Annotated in this window: 16 protein-coding genes; 13 read left to right on the top strand and 3 right to left on the bottom strand. The window is 62.3% G+C overall.

Annotation, left to right across the window (positions count from 1 at the left end; translation table 11 throughout):
* Window positions 1–233: 233 nt before the first annotated feature.
* The 6 genes from H7E91_RS01230 to H7E91_RS01255 all read left to right on the top strand — a co-directional run bounded on the left by H7E91_RS01230 (window position 234) and on the right by H7E91_RS01255 (window position 6,081).
* On the top strand, window positions 234–980 hold the full coding sequence (locus tag H7E91_RS01230) for a hypothetical protein (protein WP_182353233.1): 747 nt from the start codon (window positions 234–236) through the stop codon (window positions 978–980).
* Window positions 981–1,117: 137 nt separating this feature from the next.
* Window positions 1,118–1,669 carry a heme-binding beta-barrel domain-containing protein gene (locus tag H7E91_RS01235; protein ID WP_182353234.1) on the top strand — a complete coding sequence of 184 codons (552 nt, stop codon included), beginning with the start codon at window positions 1,118–1,120 and terminating at the stop codon, window positions 1,667–1,669.
* Between the two features lie 2 nt (window positions 1,670–1,671).
* The gene (gene ygfZ / locus H7E91_RS01240; RefSeq protein WP_182353235.1) at window positions 1,672–2,733 is read left to right on the top strand and encodes a CAF17-like 4Fe-4S cluster assembly/insertion protein YgfZ; all 1,062 of its coding nucleotides are present in this window, start codon (window positions 1,672–1,674) and stop codon (window positions 2,731–2,733) included.
* Window positions 2,730–3,029 carry a DUF2516 family protein gene (locus H7E91_RS01245; protein WP_182353236.1) on the top strand — a complete coding sequence of 100 codons (300 nt, stop codon included), beginning with the start codon at window positions 2,730–2,732 and terminating at the stop codon, window positions 3,027–3,029. Before ygfZ ends, H7E91_RS01245 begins: the two co-directional genes overlap by 4 nt.
* The gene (dtd, locus tag H7E91_RS01250) at window positions 3,029–3,460 is read left to right on the top strand and encodes a D-aminoacyl-tRNA deacylase (protein ID WP_182353237.1); all 432 of its coding nucleotides are present in this window, start codon (window positions 3,029–3,031) and stop codon (window positions 3,458–3,460) included. Before H7E91_RS01245 ends, dtd begins: the two co-directional genes overlap by 1 nt.
* An 86-nt stretch (window positions 3,461–3,546) precedes the next feature.
* Window positions 3,547–6,081 carry an ATP-dependent Clp protease ATP-binding subunit gene (locus H7E91_RS01255; RefSeq protein ID WP_182353238.1) on the top strand — a complete coding sequence of 845 codons (2,535 nt, stop codon included), beginning with the start codon at window positions 3,547–3,549 and terminating at the stop codon, window positions 6,079–6,081.
* 66 nt (window positions 6,082–6,147) lie between these two features.
* Here the strand turns inward: H7E91_RS01255 and H7E91_RS01260 are convergent, their stop codons facing one another.
* Window positions 6,148–6,687: an HdeD family acid-resistance protein gene (locus tag H7E91_RS01260; RefSeq protein ID WP_182353239.1), complete on the bottom strand. Its 540-nt coding sequence runs from the start codon at window positions 6,685–6,687 to the stop codon at window positions 6,148–6,150.
* Between the two features lie 181 nt (window positions 6,688–6,868).
* Here H7E91_RS01260 and ppdK point away from each other — a divergent pair, with 181 nt between their 5' ends.
* The 7 genes from ppdK (at window position 6,869) to H7E91_RS01295 (ending at window position 17,404) form a co-directional block, all read left to right on the top strand.
* The gene (gene ppdK / locus H7E91_RS01265) at window positions 6,869–9,586 is read left to right on the top strand and encodes a pyruvate, phosphate dikinase (RefSeq protein WP_182353240.1); all 2,718 of its coding nucleotides are present in this window, start codon (window positions 6,869–6,871) and stop codon (window positions 9,584–9,586) included.
* 284 nt (window positions 9,587–9,870) lie between these two features.
* Window positions 9,871–10,326, top strand: a complete 456-nt coding sequence (locus tag H7E91_RS01270) for a ribose-5-phosphate isomerase (RefSeq protein WP_182353241.1) — start codon at window positions 9,871–9,873, stop codon at window positions 10,324–10,326.
* Between the two features lie 188 nt (window positions 10,327–10,514).
* A complete protein-coding gene (locus H7E91_RS01275) occupies window positions 10,515–10,763 on the top strand; it encodes a FeoA family protein (protein ID WP_182353242.1) in 249 nt (82 codons plus the stop codon).
* Window positions 10,760–12,766, top strand: coding sequence for a ferrous iron transport protein B (gene feoB, locus H7E91_RS01280; RefSeq protein ID WP_182353243.1), 2,007 nt, complete (start codon window positions 10,760–10,762; stop codon window positions 12,764–12,766). Before H7E91_RS01275 ends, feoB begins: the two co-directional genes overlap by 4 nt.
* Window positions 12,763–12,990 carry a hypothetical protein gene (locus H7E91_RS01285; protein WP_182353244.1) on the top strand — a complete coding sequence of 76 codons (228 nt, stop codon included), beginning with the start codon at window positions 12,763–12,765 and terminating at the stop codon, window positions 12,988–12,990. The genes feoB and H7E91_RS01285 overlap by 4 nt, the downstream gene beginning before the upstream one ends.
* A gap of 40 nt (window positions 12,991–13,030) precedes the next feature.
* Window positions 13,031–15,877 (top strand): FAD-binding and (Fe-S)-binding domain-containing protein, encoded by a 2,847-nt coding sequence (locus H7E91_RS01290; RefSeq protein WP_182353245.1) that lies wholly within the window; start codon window positions 13,031–13,033, stop codon window positions 15,875–15,877.
* A gap of 54 nt (window positions 15,878–15,931) precedes the next feature.
* Complete coding sequence (locus H7E91_RS01295; protein WP_182353246.1) at window positions 15,932–17,404, top strand: hypothetical protein; 1,473 nt, start codon at window positions 15,932–15,934, stop codon at window positions 17,402–17,404.
* Here H7E91_RS01295 and H7E91_RS01300 read toward each other — a convergent pair.
* Window positions 17,393–18,424 carry an alpha/beta hydrolase gene (locus H7E91_RS01300; RefSeq protein WP_182353247.1) on the bottom strand — a complete coding sequence of 344 codons (1,032 nt, stop codon included), beginning with the start codon at window positions 18,422–18,424 and terminating at the stop codon, window positions 17,393–17,395. The two genes, H7E91_RS01295 and H7E91_RS01300, sit on opposite strands and share 12 nt — an antisense overlap.
* Before the next feature lie 12 nt (window positions 18,425–18,436).
* Window positions 18,437–19,669, bottom strand: a complete 1,233-nt coding sequence (gene metX / locus H7E91_RS01305) for a homoserine O-acetyltransferase MetX (RefSeq protein WP_182353248.1) — start codon at window positions 19,667–19,669, stop codon at window positions 18,437–18,439.
* Window position 19,670 lies beyond the last annotated feature (1 nt).

The following is a 19,670-nucleotide window of genomic DNA, read 5'->3' on the forward strand; positions in this document are numbered from 1 at the left end:
GCGCGTAGGCCGCTCGTAGCGGCAATAGTTGGAGCCCGGGGCTTTCGCGATCCGATGCCGTACTCATATTGTTGTCGCATTCCCTTCGCGCGTCAACCTGTGCGCCACGTCACGCGTTTAAACCCTCTTGTGTGCATTGGTTGCGCGACTAATCTGCAATTTCTTTCAGTTGATTGCGCTGTCCGATGGGTGGTGAATCCACAGCAGGCCGATGCTCATGGCAAGATCGACATGTGGCAACAGGTATCGAGATGAAGATGAGCTCCAGGGCCCGGGCGCTTGTCAGCCTTGTCGGCACCGCCGTCCTCCTCGGCGCGGTCTATCTCGGTCCCCTCGCAACGGCAGCCGCCGGCATCGTCGGCGGCGTCATCCTCGCGATGGGGTGGGCGTTCCTCGTCGAGCTGCCGAACCCTGGCACAGCGCGCCGAGTCATCGTTTCCGTCAGCATTGTGGCCAACGTCGTCGCGTACTTCCTCGGTGTCCGTGAACTTGTTTTCCTCGCGGGTTTCACGGTCGTCATTGGATTCGTGGCCGAGATGGCGAGACGGGATGGGCGGCCCCGCCTGCTCGAGCAGATTTCTGGCACCGTGTCCGGCTCCATGCTGGCCCTCATGGGTGCGCTCTGGACGAGGACGCTCGCACTCGATGATGGGTTGACGTCCGCACGGGCGGTTCTCACGGCCGTGGCTGTCGCGATCTTTCTTGAGCTCCTCATTCCTCACTCACTCCGGAGCCTCCGACACGTCGTTTACATGACGGGTGGTTTCCTCGGGGGACTGCTCTTCATGCTGTTCTCGGACATCGCCTGGTACTCGGCCGCCATTGCCGGTCTCGCGGCTGGAGCGATCCTCGCAATGTTCGACTCGATTCTTCGTCGGCTACCGCCAGCGACGAGGCGCCGGCCGGGTGCGGCTCTCGCCATGGTGCCGCTGTGCGCGGCTGCCGTCGTTGCCTACAGTCTCGCGATCGTCATCTCCTAACGTTTTCGCCATCTGTCAAGGTTCACGTGCGGTGCAACCGGGGGATAGTCGTCGGCGCGTAGCGCGGGTCCCCAAAATGTTGCGCTGTCACGATCGCCATATCGTCTGCTGGTGTCTCCGTTCGCTAGGCTGGAGCCATGTTTGAGATTCCAGAGGGACTGGCGCCAGAGACCTATCCGATGGCATGGCTCGTTGGGCGGTGGCGCGGCTACGGCATGCTCGGCTACCCGGGGATCGATGACGCCGCCATCATCTGCGAGCTCGAGATCTCCAACAACGGTGGCCCCTACCTCTCGGTGGAGTCCACGTGGCACCTCGCGAAAGAAAATCCTGACGACATCGACAAGGAACTGCCCGGCGCTCAGGGCGTCGCGCAACTTACTGAGGACAGACTGTGGCAGGTCGCTACCGGCTACGTGCGCCAGTCGCCCGAGAAGGAGGGCGACGTTGAGGCGATGATCGCCACTCCGGACGGGAGGGTTGCTCTCTACGTCGGCGTCGTCAAGGCTCCCCGGATGAGCCTGGTATCGGATGCGATGGTCCGCTCCGCAACCGGAGCGCACGTCAACGCCAGCCAACTTCAGGTGGGAATGGTCGACTCGGACTTGCTGTTCGCGTACGACATGGCCGCCTTCGGTGAGGAGATGCAGTCCTACGCTGCTGGCCGCCTCTCACGAGTGAAGGAATGATGATGAGCACACTGAATCTTCCGGGCGCTGTTCCTGGCGATGGAATTGACGCGACGGTTCCCGCCCACTATGGCTCGCCAGCCCGTGAGCAGCGAGCACTCCTCGCAGGCACCGCACTCGTTGACCTATCCCACATGGAGGTCGTCACCGTGAGTGGGCCGGACAGACTCACGTGGGTGCACAGCCTCACGACCCAACATCTGACCGATCTCCAACCGGGCGAGTCGACCGAACTCATCCTTCTGACCGTCGAAGGTCGTATCCACGTCGCCGCCTATGTCCAAGATGACGGAGAGACACTCTACCTCCTGACCGATGTGGGGAGCGGCGAGGAGCTCCTCTCCTTCCTGCAGAAGATGAAGTTCATGATGAGGGTGGAGATCACTCTGCGAGACGATCTCGCTCTTCTCGGCGGTTACGGCACTGCGGCCGTGCCGCGGGCAATCCTCACGTGGCGCGACCCGTGGCCACACGTCGCACCCAAATCGGTCGCCTACGGCCCGCCAACGAGCGATCACCCAGCCAAGGGCAGGGAGCGCTTTATCGCTGTACTCGCCAAGGACGATCTCGCTGACGCCATTGAGGAGTGGGAAGGCACGATGGCGGGAATGCTCGCTTGGGAGGCTCAGCGCATCGTCGATCTGCGCCCTCGCCCCGCTCTCGATGCTGACGAGAAGTCGCTGCCCCACGAGTGGGACTGGCTACGCACCGCCGTCCACCTCGAGAAGGGGTGCTATCGGGGCCAGGAAGCGATCGCCCGAACCGTCAATCTGGGACGGCCACCGCGCCGTGCCGTGCTTCTCCAGCTCGACGGGTCTGAGGAACGTTTACCCGCTCACGGGACCGAGATTCTCATGGGGGAGAAAGTCGTCGGAACCGTCACAAGCGCAGCGCGGGACATGGATCATGGCCCCGTCGCCCTTGGGCTACTCAAAAGGAACACGCCGGTCGACACCGCACTGACAGTCGACGGTATCCCCGCCCTCGCGGAGGTCATTGTCAATCCCGATGGTCGAACAGAGCTGTCGTACGATCGTCCGAAGATCCGCAGGCTCCCATCATGATCGGCGCGCTCTTCAATCTCTTCATCATGGCCCTGTTCCTATGGGCTGTGATTGACGCAGCGACGAGGCAGCAGGCCGCCTTTGACTGGGCGGGCACAATGAGCAAGTGGAAGTGGGTGGCCGTTCTCCTGCTCGGGCTCCTCGTTCGCGGCGGACTCCTGCCCTTCCGGTTTCCGGGATACTTCTTCATTTCGCTCGGGTTCTTCATACTCGTCGTCTATTACCTCGGTTCGATCAAGCCGAAGCTGGACGAGGTTCCACGCCGGGGTGGGGGCCGCACCGGGGGCTCCTGGTAGTGCGCGCCGTCATATCCCGTGTCTCGAGCGCGAGCGTCACCGTTGACGGTGAGGTTGTGTCGCGGATTGGTCAGGGCCTGCTCGTCCTCCTTGGGGTCACGGCATCGGATGGTCAGCGCGAGATCGAGCTGACTGCCCGCAAAATTGCTGACCTCAGGGTCTTTGATGGAGAGCCCGAGTTAAGCGTGACCGAAATCGGTGGTGAAGTCCTCGTCGTATCTCAGTTCACCCTCTACGGAGATTTCCGGAAGGGGCGCCGGCCCTCGTGGTTGGCGGCTGCTCCGGGTGATGAGGCCGAGCCGATCTACGAGGCGGTCGCGGACCGTCTGCGGACAGTTCACGGCTTGCCGGTCAAGACCGGAAAGTTCGGAACAATGATGGCGGTTGAGAGCATCAACGACGGGCCGTTCACGCTGTGGTGGGAGTGTTAAGACTGGCCTAACGCCTCTGGCGAACATAGGCATGAGGCGCTTCCCAGGTTCGTTAGAGTTGACGAAGCTACTTATAAGGAGGCGCAATGTTCGAACGGTTCACCGACCGTGCGCGGCGCGTGATCGTGCTAGCTCAGGACGAGGCTCGGAACCTCAAGCATAAGTACCTGGGAACGGAGCACATTCTGCTCGGCCTCATCCGCGAGGGTGAGGGTGTGGCAGCGAAGGCCCTCGAGGCCCTCGACATCTCGTTGGACGATGTGCGCGTCCAGGTCATCGACATCATCGGAGAGGGGAACGAAGCTCCCTCCGGCCACATCCCTTTCACGCCGCGAGCGAAGAAGGTTCTCGAGTACGCTCTGCGCGAGGGTCTGCAGCTCGGACATTCGTACATCGGCACGGAGCACCTGCTCCTCGGTCTGCTCCGCGAGCAGGACGGGGTTGCGGCCAAGGTGCTCGTCAAGCTCGGTGCTGACCTCCCGCGTGTTCGCCAGCAGGTCAATCAGCTCATGAGCGGTTACCAGGGCAAGGAAGCCGTCGGCGTCGGCACCGGTCCCCGCGAGGGCCAGAAGGCTGGCTCGACCGTGCTTGACCAGTTCGGTCGGAACCTCACCCAGGCGGCACGGGAACGCAAGCTCGACCCGGTTATCGGGAGGAATATCGAGACGGAGCGGGTCATGCAGGTCCTCTCCCGCCGCACGAAGAACAACCCCGTTCTCATCGGCGAGCCTGGCGTCGGCAAGACCGCCGTCGTCGAAGGCCTTGCTCAGTCCATCGCCTCCGGCGATGTTCCTGAGACGCTACGCGACAAGCAGCTGTACGCCCTCGACATGGGATCGCTCGTCGCAGGTTCCCGCTACCGCGGTGACTTCGAGGAGAGGCTGAAGAAGATCCTCAAAGAGGTCAACACGCGCGGCGACATCATCCTCTTCATCGACGAGGTCCACACGATGGTCGGCGCCGGTGCGGCGGAGGGCGCGCTCGACGCGGCCTCTCTGCTCAAGCCGATGATGGCGCGCGGCGAACTGCAGATCATCGGAGCAACGACTCTTGACGAGTACCGCAAGCACATTGAAAAAGATGCGGCCCTCGAACGGCGCTTCCAGCCGATCCAGGTTGACCAGCCCACGGTCGAGCAGACCATCGACATTCTCCGCGGACTCCGCGACCGATACGAGGCGTTCCACCGCGTGACAATTACGGATGACGCGATTGAGCAGGCCGCGTCACTGTCTGATCGTTACGTCAATGACCGGTTTCTGCCGGACAAGGCGATCGATCTCATCGACGAGGCGGGAGCCCGGCTCGCGATTCGCAAGATGACAGCGCCCCCGGAGCTTCGGGAACTGGACGAGAAGATCGCCCAGGTCCGTAAGCAAAAGGAATCCGCCATCGATGGGCAGGACTTCGAGAAGGCGGCTGCTCTGCGCGATAGCGAGCAAAGGCTTGCGGAGGAGCGTGCGGAGAAGGAGAAGGCGTGGCGGTCGGGTGACATGGACCAGGTGTCCGTTGTCGACGGCGAGCTTGTTAGTGACGTTCTCGCGATGGCGACCGGCATTCCCGTCTTCAAGCTCACCGAGGCAGAGTCGGCCAAGCTGCTCCGCATGGAGGACGAGCTTCACAAGAGGATCATCGGCCAGGACGATGCTGTGCACTCATTGTCCCAGGCGATCCGCCGCACGCGCGCGGGACTCAAGGACCCCAAGCGCCCCGGAGGTTCGTTCATCTTTGCCGGACCCACCGGCGTCGGCAAGACGGAGCTTGCAAAGGCACTGGCTGAGTTCCTCTTCGGTGATGAGGAAGCCCTCATTACCCTCGACATGTCGGAGTACGCAGAGAAGCACACGGTCTCTCGTTTGTTCGGTGCGCCTCCCGGCTACGTCGGATACGAGGATGGTGGCCAGCTCACCGAAAAGGTTCGCCGCCGCCCGTTCTCTGTCATCCTGTTTGACGAGATCGAGAAGGCACACCAGGACCTGTTCAACTCACTCCTGCAGATCCTGGAAGAGGGTCGTCTGACTGACTCTCAGGGCCGAGTCGTCGACTTCAAGAACACCGTTATCATTATGACGACGAACCTTGGAACGAAGGATATCGCTCGCGCGCAGAACACCGGTTTCCAGATTTCTGGTGACACGGTTGCCTCGTACGACCGGATGAAGTCGAAGGTGAACGATGAGCTGAAGCAACACTTCCGCCCAGAGTTCCTCAACCGCGTCGACGAGATCATCGTCTTTCCCCAGCTGTCTCGCGACGAGGTCCTCAAGATTGTCGACCTCATGATTGCGCAGCTGGCTGGACGTCTCGCCGATCAGGGCATGAAGATCGAGCTGTCGCAACGAGCCAAAGAGCTACTCGCGGAACGTGGATACGACCCGGTTCTCGGTGCTCGCCCGCTCCGCCGCGCCATCCAGCGGGAGATCGAGGATGCCTTGTCCGAGAAGATCCTCTTCGGCGACCTCAAGGACGGCGACACCGTCCATGTTGACGTCGACGAGGACAATATCCCGATGTCGCTGACCTTCACGGGCGTCGCATCGGAGGAGAAGTTCGAGGAGCAAATCAACGAGGCGGTCGACGCTCTCGATGACACTGCCCTCGGAACAGCCCAGCAGCAGTAACCTAAGAATCGACAAGAAGTGGAGGCCGGCATGCCGACCTCCACTTCTCGTGTGTCTTGTTGTGCGTCAGCGGTCCCGGGGAAGCATCGAGCGGAGGTACCAGCCGCTCACAGCGAGCAGTGCGCCCCAGAGGATGGAACCCACGCCGATGGTGATGGCGATCGCGGCGACCCCAGTCCACGGTTTGATGATGACGAGCAGGCCTGCGAGTGACATGACGATGCCGCCGATGAGGGGGAGGATCCACTGCTCGGAGCGTCCGCGCAGGCCGATGCCTCCGATGGCGGTGGCGATGCCAATCGCGAGTGCCCAGACACCCATGAGGGTGACGAGAAGTTCCGCTGCCGACTCAGTGGCGACGATTGTCCAGATGCCGAGAACGATGAGAACGATTCCGGTTGCGAGAAGCGCGATCGAGCCGGGCCCTGATGTCTTGAACCCGCTCCACAGAAGACCAATCCCCTGAGCGATGAGAAACACAGCAAAGAGCATGAGAAGGACAGAAATAGTTGCCCCGGGCATAACGATCGCGAGGATGCCGAAGAGAACAGCCACAATTCCGCTGAGGAAGGGGAGCCACCATGAATAGGACAGGAACGAGAACATGCGACAACCTCTCTGAAATGTATGGCTTCACTTTAGACTCCGCCTATAGCCGGTGTCACGATTGCTCAGACACGCCGCGACACTCGGTTTGAGGACCAAAGTCTCGGCCGGAGTGGGACCTTAGTGCTACGGTAATTCGTGGCGTAATACACAATACGGACAGGTCCAATGGAGGATACTGATGACGACATATGTCTTTGCTTTCACCGAAGGTGATAAGGACCAGAAGGATCTTCTCGGCGGCAAGGGCGCCAATCTTGCCGAGATGATGAAGCTGGGAATCCCGGTTCCTGCTGGTTTCACAATCACGACTGAGGCGTGCCGCGCATACCTCGCCAAGGGCGAGGCGCCCGAGACGCTCGAAGTGCAGGTGACAACGGCACTGCGACAGATGGAATCCGAGATGGGCAAGCGGCTCGGCGACGCGAAGAACCCGCTTCTCCTGTCCGTGCGCTCGGGAGCCAAGTTCTCGATGCCGGGCATGATGGAGACTGTGCTCAATATCGGCCTTAACGACGAGACCGTCGAAGGTCTTGCAGCTAAGTCGGGTAACGCTCGCTTCGCATGGGATTCCTACCGTCGCCTCATCCAGATGTTCGGCAAAACCGTCCAGGACATCGAGGGCGAGTTCTTCTCCGACGCGTTGGAGGCGGCAAAGGAGAAGCGCAACATCCACCTCGACACCGACCTCGATGTCGAGGCGCTCAAGGAGATTGTCGCCGACTACAAGGCGATCGTTGAGCGCGAGACGGGCGCATCGTTCCCGCAGGATCCGCGCGAGCAGATGGATGCAGCAATCGAAGCTGTCTTCCGTTCGTGGAACACGGACCGCGCGAAGATTTACCGCCGCCGCGAGCGCATCCCCCACGACCTCGGCACCGCCGTCAACGTTCAGGCGATGGTATTCGGCAACATGGGTGAGAAGTCCGGTACGGGCGTGTGCTTCACGCGCGACCCCTCCACCGGCCACACGGGCGTGTACGGCGACTATCTCGTCAACGCCCAGGGTGAGGATGTCGTCGCCGGTATTCGCAACACCCTCCCGCTTGACGCGCTTGCCGAACTTGACAGGAAATCCTATGACGAGCTCATGGAGAACCTTCGAGTCCTCGAGACGCACTACCGCGACATGTGTGACATTGAATTCACGGTCGAAGAGGGCAAGCTCTGGCTGCTGCAGACCCGCGTTGGTAAGCGCACCGCATCCGCTGCCTTCCGTATCGCTCGCCAGCTCGTCGATGAGCGCCTTATCACCCGCGACGAGGCTATCGGCCGCGTCAATGGCGAGCAGCTCACCCAGCTCCTGTTCCCGCAGTTTGACGAGGACGCTGACAAGATCACGCTGACGAAGGGTATGGCCGCATCGCCCGGCGCTGCCGTGGGCGAGGTTGTCTTCAATAACGCACAGGCCGTCGAGCGTACGAACGCCGGCGCGGACGTTATCCTCGTTCGTCGCGAGACCAACCCGGATGACCTCGAAGGCATGGTCGTCGCGAGTGGCATCCTCACCGCACGTGGTGGTAAGACCTCGCATGCCGCCGTCGTCGCCCGCGGCATGGGCCGTTGCTGCGTCGTCGGTGCCGAAGAGCTCTATGTCGATGAGGCTGCCCAGACGGTGACGATCCGCGGCTCGGACATTAACCTCAAGGCCGGTGACATCATCGCCATCGATGGAACGTCTGGCCATGTGTACAAGGGCGACGTTCCCGTCGTTCCCTCACCAGTCTCGATCTACATCGAAGAGGGCCTGGACGCTGGCCTCGCGGCCGCGCAGGACGAACCGACGAAGGACCTCGTCGCCTCGGTTGACCTATTGCTCAGGCACGCTGACAGCCGCGCCCGTCTTACGGTTCGTGCGAACGCTGAAGCTCCCGAGGATGTCATTCGCGCCCGGAAGTTTGGCGCAACCGGTATCGGCCTGTGCCGCACCGAGCACATGTTCCTCGGCGACCGCCGCAAGTTCATCGAGCAGGTCATCCTCGCCGAGAACGAAGAGGAGCAGCAGCGGGCATTCGATGTTCTCGGCCCGCTCCAGAAGGGTGACTTCGTCGAGATTCTCAAGGCGATGGACGGCCTACCGACGACCATCAGGCTCGTCGATCCACCCCTGCACGAGTTCCTCCCCGACCTTCGGGACCTCTCGGTCAAGTTGGCTGTCAAGGAGGCGCTCGGCGAGGACATCACCGACGAGGAGCGCAAGCTCTTCAAGGCAGTTCGTGAGACGCACGAGCAGAACCCGATGCTCGGCTTGCGCGGCGTTCGCCTCGGTCTGAAGATCCGCGGTCTCTTCGCCATGCAGATTGCCGCGATTGCCGAAGCTGCTGCCGATCTCATCGAACAGGGCGGCGATCCGAAGCCGGAGATCATGGTGCCGCTCGTCGGCTCCGTCCGTGAGCTCCAGATCATCCGCGGCGACGCGGAGGAGATCATCGCCGAGGTTGAGAAGTCGCGCGGCGTCACGCTCGACATTGAGATTGGTGCCATGATCGAGCTGCCCCGTGCGGCGATCACAGCGGATTCTCTCACCGAGGAGTCGGACTTCTTCTCGTTCGGAACGAACGACCTGACGCAGACGGCGTGGGGCTTCTCTCGCGACGATGTTGAGGCCGAGTTCTTCAACGAGTACTTCGACCTCGGCGTCTTCGGCGTCTCGCCGTTCGAGTCAATCGACGTGCGTGGTGTCGGTAAGCTCGTCGAAATCGGCATGAAGAGTGCTCGCGCCGTCAAGCCGAGTATCAAGGTCGGCGTCTGTGGCGAGCACGGGGGCGACCCGCAGTCCATCCACTTCTTCCATGAGGTTGGACTGGACTATGTCTCGTGCTCTCCGTTCCGCGTCCCTGTCGCGCGGCTTGAAGCTGGCCGCGCCGCAGTCTCCAACGAGGCTGACGCCACCGCGTAACAAACTGACGACGTGAGGAGGGCGGCTCGGAAGAGCCGCCCTTCCGCCTTCGCAACCCGCCCACATTCCGGGGAGCGCCGGGCCCTGTCGCCCAACCGTCCCACTCAGCCGCCACATGTCGGTCGCTGAGCTGTCTGCTGAACTGCTGGACCGCTCCGGGGGCGAAGGGACTAGACTTGTCTATAGCAATCCGTTTTCTGGGTGCAGAGGACACGAACGCTTGCCGTGAGGAGATCGGCACTGTCGGTTTCCTCCTTGAGCTTCACAATTGAAAGGAAGAGAGCATGGGTTTTCGAGTTGTTGTCGCCGGTGACATCGCCGGTGTGAATTACAAGGATGCGATCAAGGCTGATCTCGAGGCGGATCCCCGCGTCGACGAAGTCATCGACGCCGGCGTCAAGCAGGGCGAGGACGTCGACTACCCGCACGTTGCAGTCAATGCCGCGCGCATGATTGCCGACGGTAAGGCTGACCGCGGCATCTTCATCTGCGGTACCGGCATGGGTGTGGCCATGTCCGCGAACAAGGTCAAGGGCATTCGTGCCTCGACCGCGCACGACTCCTACTCTGTCGAGCGTCTCGTTCTGTCGAACAACGCGCAGGTGCTTTGCATGGGCGAGCGCGTCATCGGCAAGGAGCTTGCTCGCAGGCTCGCCAAGGAGTTCCTCAACTACGAGTTCGACGAGTCATCGCCCTCCAAGGCGAAGGTCGACGCTATGTGCTCCTACGAAGAGGACTGACCTTTCGTTTGACGGGGCGGGCGGGAGAAATCCTGCCCGCCTTTTCATGTCTGACATGGGACCGGAAGCTCTTCGATCGCGAGTCCGCTTGAGCAGCATGCAAAAGATGTCCGACGAAGGTATTTCGTCACAGGAAAATCCAGACTAAAGTCCTGCAATGTTTGGTTAGCCATACCTAATATGTGGGTATGAAACTTTGCTCCTGGCCAATACGCAAACAGGCGCGCGTCGTCTCGTTAGGCATTGAGACCTGCCACCTCCGCGCACGTGAGTTGGGGTTGCGCCCCGGTGCCGTCGTCCGCATCACCCAGCGCACACTGTTCGGAGGAACAGTCGTTGATGTGGCGGGTACTCGACTTGCGCTCGATCGCGCCAGTGCCTCTCGTATTTTGGTCGAGCCTCTCGATGGGGTCCCGATGCCGAGGGCGCTGTCATGAGTTGCCCACACTGCCAGCCGGGGGATTCACGCACGGCGACGATCGTCGATAGCCCCACCGTCCTTCTCGTCGGCAACCCGAACGTCGGCAAGTCGACCCTTTTCAATCGGCTGACACGGGCGAAGCAAGAGGTTCGCAACGCTCCGGGAACGACGGTCGAGCTGTCGACCGGAGGTTGGAGCATTGATGGGTCGAGCGTGACCGTCATCGACTCACCAGGAACCTATTCGCTTCTCGCACGCTCTGCCGACGAAAAGTTTGTGACTGACCTCCTTACCGGTGGTGTAGCCGAGTATTCGCCGGATCTTGTCGTTGCTGTGCTCGATGCTGCTGCCCTCTCCCGCTCGCTTTACCTGCTTGGCCAGCTGTCCAAGGCTGGCCACCCTGTTGTCGTCGCGCTATCGATGGTCGACGTCGCCCGAGGCGAAAATGCTGAGGTCGACGCGAAGACAATGTCGGCGATTCTCGGTGTTCCCGTCGTCGAGATCAATCCGCGAAACGGCGAAGGTCTCGACGAGCTGACGGACGCTATTCGGACGGGCCTTCAGGTCAAGCCCCGCATCATCGGCCCCGATGCAAAGGCGTGCACGTGCGTGGAAGGGGGAGAGTGCTGCGAGCTGTCGACCACACCACCCTCGGACGCCGCGACACTTGCCGAGATTCTGGCTGATGCTGATGACGTCTTCACCTGGGTGGAGGTTGTCTCCTCGCGGGTCGGAGGGGAGCGCCCTCGGGTCGAGACGACGTTCTCTGACCGGGCGGATCGAATTCTTCTTCATCCGATCGCCGGCATCGCAGTCCTCCTTGGCGTGCTCTGGACACTGTTTGAGCTAACGACGAGCGTTGTCGCCCCCATTATGGAATGGACTGAGGGCTTTGTCGGTGGACCGGTGACCAGTGTTGCCAATGGGCTGATGGGCGCGGTCGGTCTCGGAGGAACGTGGGTCGAATCCCTCCTCCTCGACGGCGTGCTCGCGGGCATGGGCGTTGTTCTTTCGTTCGTCCCTCTCATGTTCATCATGTTCTTCGCACTCGCCCTGCTCGAAGATTCCGGCTATCTAGCTCGCGCCGCGTTGCTCGCTGATCGGCTGATGAGGGCGATTGGACTGGACGGCCGTGCCGTTCTTCCCCTTATCGTCGGGTTCGGTTGCAACGTGCCAGCGCTCGCGGCGACGAAGGGCCTCCCAAACTCCGCGCACCGTACCGTGACGGCCCTGCTCATCCCGCTCACATCCTGTGCGGCACGGCTGACGGTCTATATCCTCATTGCCGCCACCTTCTTCCCCAATCATGCTGGCACGGTCGTGTTCGGCATGTATCTCGGCTCCGTCCTTCTCGTCATCGCCGGCGGTCTGCTACTCAAAGTCATCTTCAAAGACGAGTCGGTCGAGGACCCTCTCCTGCTCGTTCTACCGGCCTACCAGAAGCCGCGGGTCCTTACGGTGGCGACCTCGGCCGCGCGCCGCGCATATGCCTTCCTCAAGGGGGCTGGCGTCACCATCGTCGTCATGCTCACTCTTATGTGGGGTCTCATGGCCATCCCCGTCTCGGGCGAACACGAGATCGGCGACGTCCCAGTGACGGACTCGCTCTACGCGGAGATCGCCGAGACCGTCGCACCGGTCTTCGCTCCAGCAGGATTCGATGATTGGCACGCCTCAGCCGCTCTCATGACCGGTTTCGTTGCGAAAGAAACTGTCGTTGCGGCGCTGTCCCAGTCCTACCAAGTCGACGAGCCCGCCGAGAACTCCTATGAGGATGCCGAAGGTTCTGATCTCGGAGCTCGCATGCGGGCCGATTTCGATCGGACGTCGGGCGGCCACGGCGGCGCAGCTGCCCTCGCCTTCCTCGCTTTCATCCTCGCTTATACTCCGTGCGTCGCGACGATTGCTGAGCAGCGCCGGCTCCTTGGGTGGAAGATGACGGCAGGCGCGTTCATCGGCCAGCTCGTCCTCGCGTGGCTACTAGCCGTTGCCGTTTTCCAGATTGGGGCACTGCTGTGAGATCACGGGTCCTGAGTTCGCTCACGAGGGGCGGCACGGTCGAGTCGATTGCCCGCACGGCCATGGTCGATCCCGAACTTGTTCGTATCGCCATCGACCACCGCGAGCGGCTTGGCTTAGCAGTCGACGATTGCGGTGGCGGCACCTGCGCGGCCCTCGATGAGGAGGCGTCGGTGCCCGTCGGGTGTCGAGGGTGCCCGCTCATGAGTGTCCGCAGGATGTAGAGCCCGGTTGACGCAAATTCTCCTGTGACACACTTAGGCCATGACGACGATCATGACAGCGGTAGACAGGCTTTCGGGGCTTCTCGAGGGGGAGGTAGAGAGCGGGACGCGACGCCGCGCCGAGTACTCGACTGATGCGTCGAACTATCGTGTCGTTCCCCAGATCGTTGCATTCCCTCGCTCGACAGAGGACATCGTTGCAGCCCAGACCTTCGCCCGCGACGAGGGCATGCCGCTGACGATCCGGGGCGGCGGAACGTCAGTCGCTGGAAACTCCATCGGCACCGGTCTCGTCCTCGACCTGTCGCGCCACCTCGATCAGGTCATCTCGATCGACCCCGAAGCGCGCACTGCACGGGTCCAGCCGGGCACGATCCTCACGACACTCCAACAGGAGGCCGCCCGGTACGGGCTGCGGTTCGGTCCGGATCCGTCGACGTCGAACCGGGCCACGATCGGCGGCATGATCGGCAACAATGCGTGCGGCCCACATGCTGTCGCGTGGGGCAAGACGTCCGAGAACGTTGTCAGTCTGGATGTCATAGACGGTCTGGGTCGGCAGTACACAGCGAGGAAGGGCACGCTAGTCCCCGGTCTTCATGAGCTCATCGACGCCAACCTCGCCCTGATCCGCACCCACTCGGGCCGATTCTCCCGGCAGGTGTCAGGCTACTCGCTCGAGCATCTGCTTCCCGAGCACGGCCGTGACCTTGCCACGATGCTTGTCGGCAGTGAAGGCACGCTTGCGACGGTTCTCGAAGCAGAAGTCTCCCTTGTCCCGGTGACCTCGGGCGCGACTCTGCTTGTTCTCGGCTATGAGGACATGATTCGGGCGGCTGACGCCGTCCCACACATTCTTCCGCTCAAGCCCCACGCGGTCGAGGGACTCGATCGGCGTCTCGTCGACGTCGTTGAGCGCGCCCGCGGCGGAGTGCCTGCCCTGCCGGATGGTGGGGGATGGCTCATGGTTGAAGTCGGCGCCTTTCAGGGTGAGTCCGCCGATGTCGTGACTGACCGGATCCAGTCGATCATCGCCGTTGCCGGGACGGACTCCTACATGATCGCTCCGCAGGGACCGCAAGCCCAGGCCCTGTGGAAGATCCGTGCCGACGGGGCTGGTCTCGGTGGGCGCTCGCCACGCGGCCGCGAGGCATGGCCCGGGTGGGAGGACTCCGCGGTGCCTCCGGAAAGGCTCGGGGAATACCTGAGGGACATGACGGCAGTCATGGACCGGCATGATGTCGACGGAATTCTCTATGGCCACTTTGGCGACGGTTGTGTCCACGTCCGTATCGATATGCCACTGTCCGACCCGACCGGGGTTCCGAAGACCCGAGCGTTCCTCGAAGACGCGGCGGACCTCGTTGTCTCTTACGGCGGCTCTCTGTCGGGAGAGCACGGCGACGGCCGGGCACGCTCCGAGCTACTTGAGCGGATGTACAGCCCGGACATGATGACACTCTTCGCGCAGGTGAAGAATCTGTTCGACCCGGGCAAGATCCTCAATCCGGGTATCATCGTCGACCCCGATCCGCTCGATGCGAATCTGCGCAGACCCTATGCGCGTCCAATTGTCGGCGGCGGTGTGAAGGGCGGCGGCTTCGCATACTCGGAGGATGGTGGGGATTTCACGACGGCCGTCCACCGGTGCACCGGTGTCGGCGCCTGCCGCGCCGATATCCCGGGCGGTTTCATGTGTCCCTCGTACCAGGCAACGAAGGATGAGAAAGACGTGACTCGCGGTCGCGCCCGTATCCTCGAAGAAGTCGCGAACGGTCGCCTCATCGCCGACTGGGGTTCGGAAGAGGTCTTCGAATCCCTCGACCTCTGTCTCGCCTGTAAAGCGTGCTCGCGGGACTGCCCGAGCGGTGTCGACGTCGCGCGCTACAAGTCCGAGGTTCTTTACCGTGCGCACAAGGGGAAGATCCGACCCAAGCTTCATTATCTCCTTGGGATGCTCCCACGCTGGACCACCCTTGCGACGCTCCTGCCGCCGGTCGCCGCGATCGCGAATCGAGTCATGCGGGTCGCCCCGATCAGAAAAACCGTCTTCACTGTCGCGGGAGTCGACCCGGACCGGACCATGCCAGCACTCGCCACCGAGCGTTTTTCCCGGTGGGCGAAGAAGGCAGGTCTACCGAGTGCGGCGGAGAGCGAACACGCGAAGTACGTCATGCTGTGGGCCGATTCGTTCTCCGAAACTCTCGACACCGGCGGCGCCAAGAATATGGTGAGTGTTCTCGAGTCCGCAGGCTATACGGTCCTCGTCCCGAAGAAGCCCGTGTGCTGCGGCCTAACGTGGATTACGACCGGGCAGCTTGATGGTGCTCGCGCGCAACTGACTGAGCTACTCGCCGAGCTCGCACCTTTCGCTAAGAATGGCATTCCAATCGTTGGAGTGGAGCCTTCGTGCACGGCAGTCCTGCGCGATGATCTTCCGGAGCTTCTGGCGGACGACCCGCGTAGCCACATCGTCGCAGAGAACACGTACACGCTCGCTGAGCTCCTTCTCGCCCCGGCCCCGCTCGGCCCCGACAAGCTCATGCTTCCCGACCTCACTGGCACAACCGTTGTCGCCCAACCTCATTGCCACCACTACTCGGTCATGGGCTGGCGCACGGATGCTGAATTGCTCTCGCGCACCGGTGCGAACGTCGTCGAGCTCTCGGGCTGCTGCGGTATGGCTGGGAACTTTGGGATGGAGAAGGGCCACGCCGAGATCTCCCGCCAAGTCGCGGAGAATGCCCTCTTGCCGGCCCTCCGCGAGAATCCTGACGCCGTCTTCCTCGCCGACGGGTTCTCCTGCCGCACGCAGGCGGAGAGCCTCGCGGGCCGGGATGGGGTGCACCTCGCGTCACTGCTCTCCTCTGAGACAAAGCGAAGCTGATGTACCCTGGATAGAGTCCTTCGTGAACGTTCTCAGTCTAAGAAAAGGTGACATATGCCCGTCTTCTCGCTGGATAACGGTCGGCTGAGTCCAGTCCGATCTTCTCTCTCTCACAATGACGAGGTTGTCCGCGAGACTCTCATGGCGGTGCGCGACCAAGTGGTCGAGCTTATCTATCGGCCGGTCTTTCCCGTCGCCTGGCTGACGGAGACGAGCAGAGGCCCCGGTCGCCACACATCGCTCGTTGCACTCGACCCCTCGAGCAGAACCGTGACCATTGATGTCGTCGAGAATCTCGACACCTGTGTGCTTATGGCCTCCCTGGCGAGAGCCTCTCGACACGAGGAGATTCCGAGCGCCGCACTGTCCGGCCTGTACCCCCGTGGTGTGGCGGCATTCCGGAAAGACTGGCAGGAGTTCCTCGACGCGTGCCCAACGGGCCTTGAAGACCATCCTCGTCTTATCCTCCTTGCGGTCAGGGTTGAGGACGAGGTGCGGGCCGCGCTCGACACGCTCGTCGGAGCGAGCATCGAAGTCCACCGAATCGACCTTCACGATTCACGCACCGGCGTCCTTGTCTCTCTCGAGCAAGTCCGCCCGCACGAGGCATCCTTCCTCGCCATTGGCCGTGCCGTCCGTCGCGGTGAGCTGACAGCGCCCAGCTCGGACAGCACTGGGACCGCCGACAGCAGTCAATCACCAGCCTTGCCCTCCCCAGGATCAGGTGGCACTCCTTCCGACCCGGCCGAGGCCGCGGAGCAGGCGGCTGATGGTGTGGTCTTCGTCAGTCGAGTGTCGGCCACAACGGCGGAAGAGATAGAGCCTGCCGATACCGCTATCCCAGCACGTCAGCCGTTTAGCGGTGATACCGACTCTGCGCCAATGCCGCGGCAGGCGAGTGAAGGAACCCTCGCCGACGAGGCGGACTCCTCGGCTGAGACAGATTCTGCAACCGATCTCGTAGCAGCAGCCGCCGACGAGCCTGAGGATAAGGCGAACGATTCGCAGGGCGTTCCGTCACCTACCCAGACGCAGTCTGATGCTGTCGGTAGCCCGGACACAGGCGAGAGTGATCCTGGTCCAGAGGCCGAGGGCGATGTTGCGGGCGGTCGGACGATCCTCAGCGAGGATGCGATCTTTGCCGAGTCTCTTGGCCGTCCCCCTTCTCGGCATCGGAGCGCTCACGCCTCGAGTGAGGAGTTCTCCTTCCGTTCAGTTGGCTTCAGCGCTGACGGCAGCACGGTCGAGGCCAGCGATGACCTCGGCTCGGTCGCATGGCCCACGCGGGAGACAGAGCTTCAAAAGATCGTTGCTCGGCACGGTGAACAGCGGCTGACATTCAGGTCTTTGCGCCGCCGTGTCAATGCCTCTGCTGTTCTCGATGCGTCGGGTGAGATCGTTCTCCAGAACGGCGAGCGCTTCACGGATCCAACAGAGGCGGCAAGCGCTGTCGCCGGGCGTCAGATGGACGGGTGGAAGAACTGGCGTACGCACGAGGGGCGCAGGCTTGGGGAGCTACGCTCCTGATCGGGGCGACTGCACATACGTCCGCAGCCATCTCCTCATCTCCCCGAAGGCTCTCGTCCGCACCGATGCGCGGGACAGAGTGACGTCGTGGATGGCTCCCTCAAGTCGGACGAGAGTCGTGACTCGGCCGAGGTAGGGAACTCGCCGCCAGATCTGATCAACGTCAAGCACCGTATCCGCTCCCCTCATCTCCGGCGACCACTTGTCTGAGAAGATCGTCTGGTTCGACGTGATGACGAATGTCGGGCAGGAGATGTCGAGGCCCTTGGAGACGAGGCTGTGGCCTTGAAGGATTGCGCTGAGCCAGCCGGCCCGGACCGGGGTCGATGGGGAACGCCGCCACTGATGGTTGAATGTCCATCCCGTCACGAACGGGTCGCCGACGTCCTCGAATAGTTCGCCCTCGTCGCGCCACCCCGTGAGGAGTCGGTGGTAGAAGCCGGTGTCGGGCAGGGGCAGAATCACATCGGGAGAGATCTTCGCGAGCGAGTCGAACAACGGTGTGCCGAGTTGTCGCACAAGCGTCGCCCCCTGGAACTCGAGCCACGGCGCATTGAGAAGAAGTCCGGAGAGGGCGCCCGGGTGGCGGTCGGCCCACAGCGCGGCGGTCAGCCCGCCGGTGGAATGCCCGTAAAGGACGAGTGGCATGTTCCAGCCGTGCGCTTCATGAATGATGCCGAGGGCGGCGTGGATATCCTCGTCGTAATCCGAGAGGGACGTGATGAAACCGGGGGACTGGTGGTCTCGTTGCGAACGACCATACTTGCGCAGGTCGATGGCATAAAACGCACCGCCCGCCGCCGAAATAACACGAGCCAGCTCCACCTGGTAGAAGTAGTCGTTCCACCCGTGAATCGCTAGCATGACGAATGTCGGCGCGGTCGGCGTCGATGATCGTGCTAAGGGATCTTCCGCGGGCACGTGTCGAACGATCGTCGTGACGACGGGTCCCTCATCATCATCGAGCAACGGCAGCGTGACGGACTGGAAACCGGGACCAAGAACATCGGGTGACCACATGTGGTCATTGTGTCAGCTACGGAGCGTCGGTGACCGTCCTTGAAGAAATTCCGACAAGATCGCCGTTACCTGGTCATCCTCCACGAGAAAACCATCATGGCCATGATCGGAATGAATTGTCACAAGCCCCTCGCACCCGGGCAATGCGTCGGCAAGCCGAGCCTGATCCGCGGGATGAAAGAGCCGATCCGTGTCGACCGAGACGACAAGTGCGCGTGCTGTCATGTTGCCGAGCACTTTGTCGACCCCGCCACGACCCCGGCCGATCGAGTGGGTGATCATCGTTTCGGTGAGCGTCAAGTACGAGTTCGCATCGAACCGTGCTGCGAGCTTATAGCCGTGGTAGTCGAGGTAGGACTGGACCGAGAACCGGCCGCCCATCAACGGGTCCTCGCCCTCCTGCGGTGTGCGGTCGAAGCGGGTATCGAGCTCGGTTGCACACCGATACGTCGTGTGGGCGATTGCTCGGGCAAGCCCGAGTCCGGCATGGGGACCGTTTCCGGCCGGAGCATCGTAATAGTCCCCGCCCCGCCACGCGGGATCTAGCTTGATCGCGAGCATTTGCTGGTGAGCATAGGCGATTTGCTCGGCCGTGGTCTCAGGGGCGGATACGAGCACAGCGAACTGCTCGACATGATCCGGATACGTCGCCGGCCATTCCATGACCCTGTGGCCGCCGGCCGATGCACCGGCGACAAGATGCCAGTACGGCACGCCTAGATGGTCCATGAGCGCCTTCTCGGTATGGACCTGGTCACGCACCGTCAGGCGCGGGAAACGACGTGCCCACGGTTCACCGTCCGGATGACGGGAGGCGGGCCCAGTTGTGCCCTGGCAGCCGCCGAGGACGTTCGGGACGACGACGAAGTACCGGTCGGTGTCGATCGCCTTACCGGGACCGACGATGCCGGGCCACCAGCCCTCGGTACCGTCCTCGCTACGCACGTGGGAGTCGCCGGTCAGCGCGTGACAGAGAAGGATCGCGTTCGAGCGGTCCTCATTGAGCTGCCCCCAGGTCTCGTACGCGACTGTCACCTCCAGCGACTCGCCGGATTCCAGAACTCGGGTGCCGAGGTCGACAAACTTCCGGTCACCGGGATCGTCTCCTTCCCGCCATGCGCCGCTGGCGGGAAGGAGACGAAGTCGCCTGTGCGGAAAGTAGCCCGTGTCAGCGTCCCGCACCGGTGCGGCATCGGTGATGCGTAGCGGGGGATGACCGACAAGGTACGCGGGCGACAGATCCATA

The sequence above is a fragment of the Flaviflexus huanghaiensis genome (genome assembly GCF_014118685.1).
GTDB lineage: Bacteria > Actinomycetota > Actinomycetes > Actinomycetales > Actinomycetaceae > Flaviflexus > Flaviflexus huanghaiensis.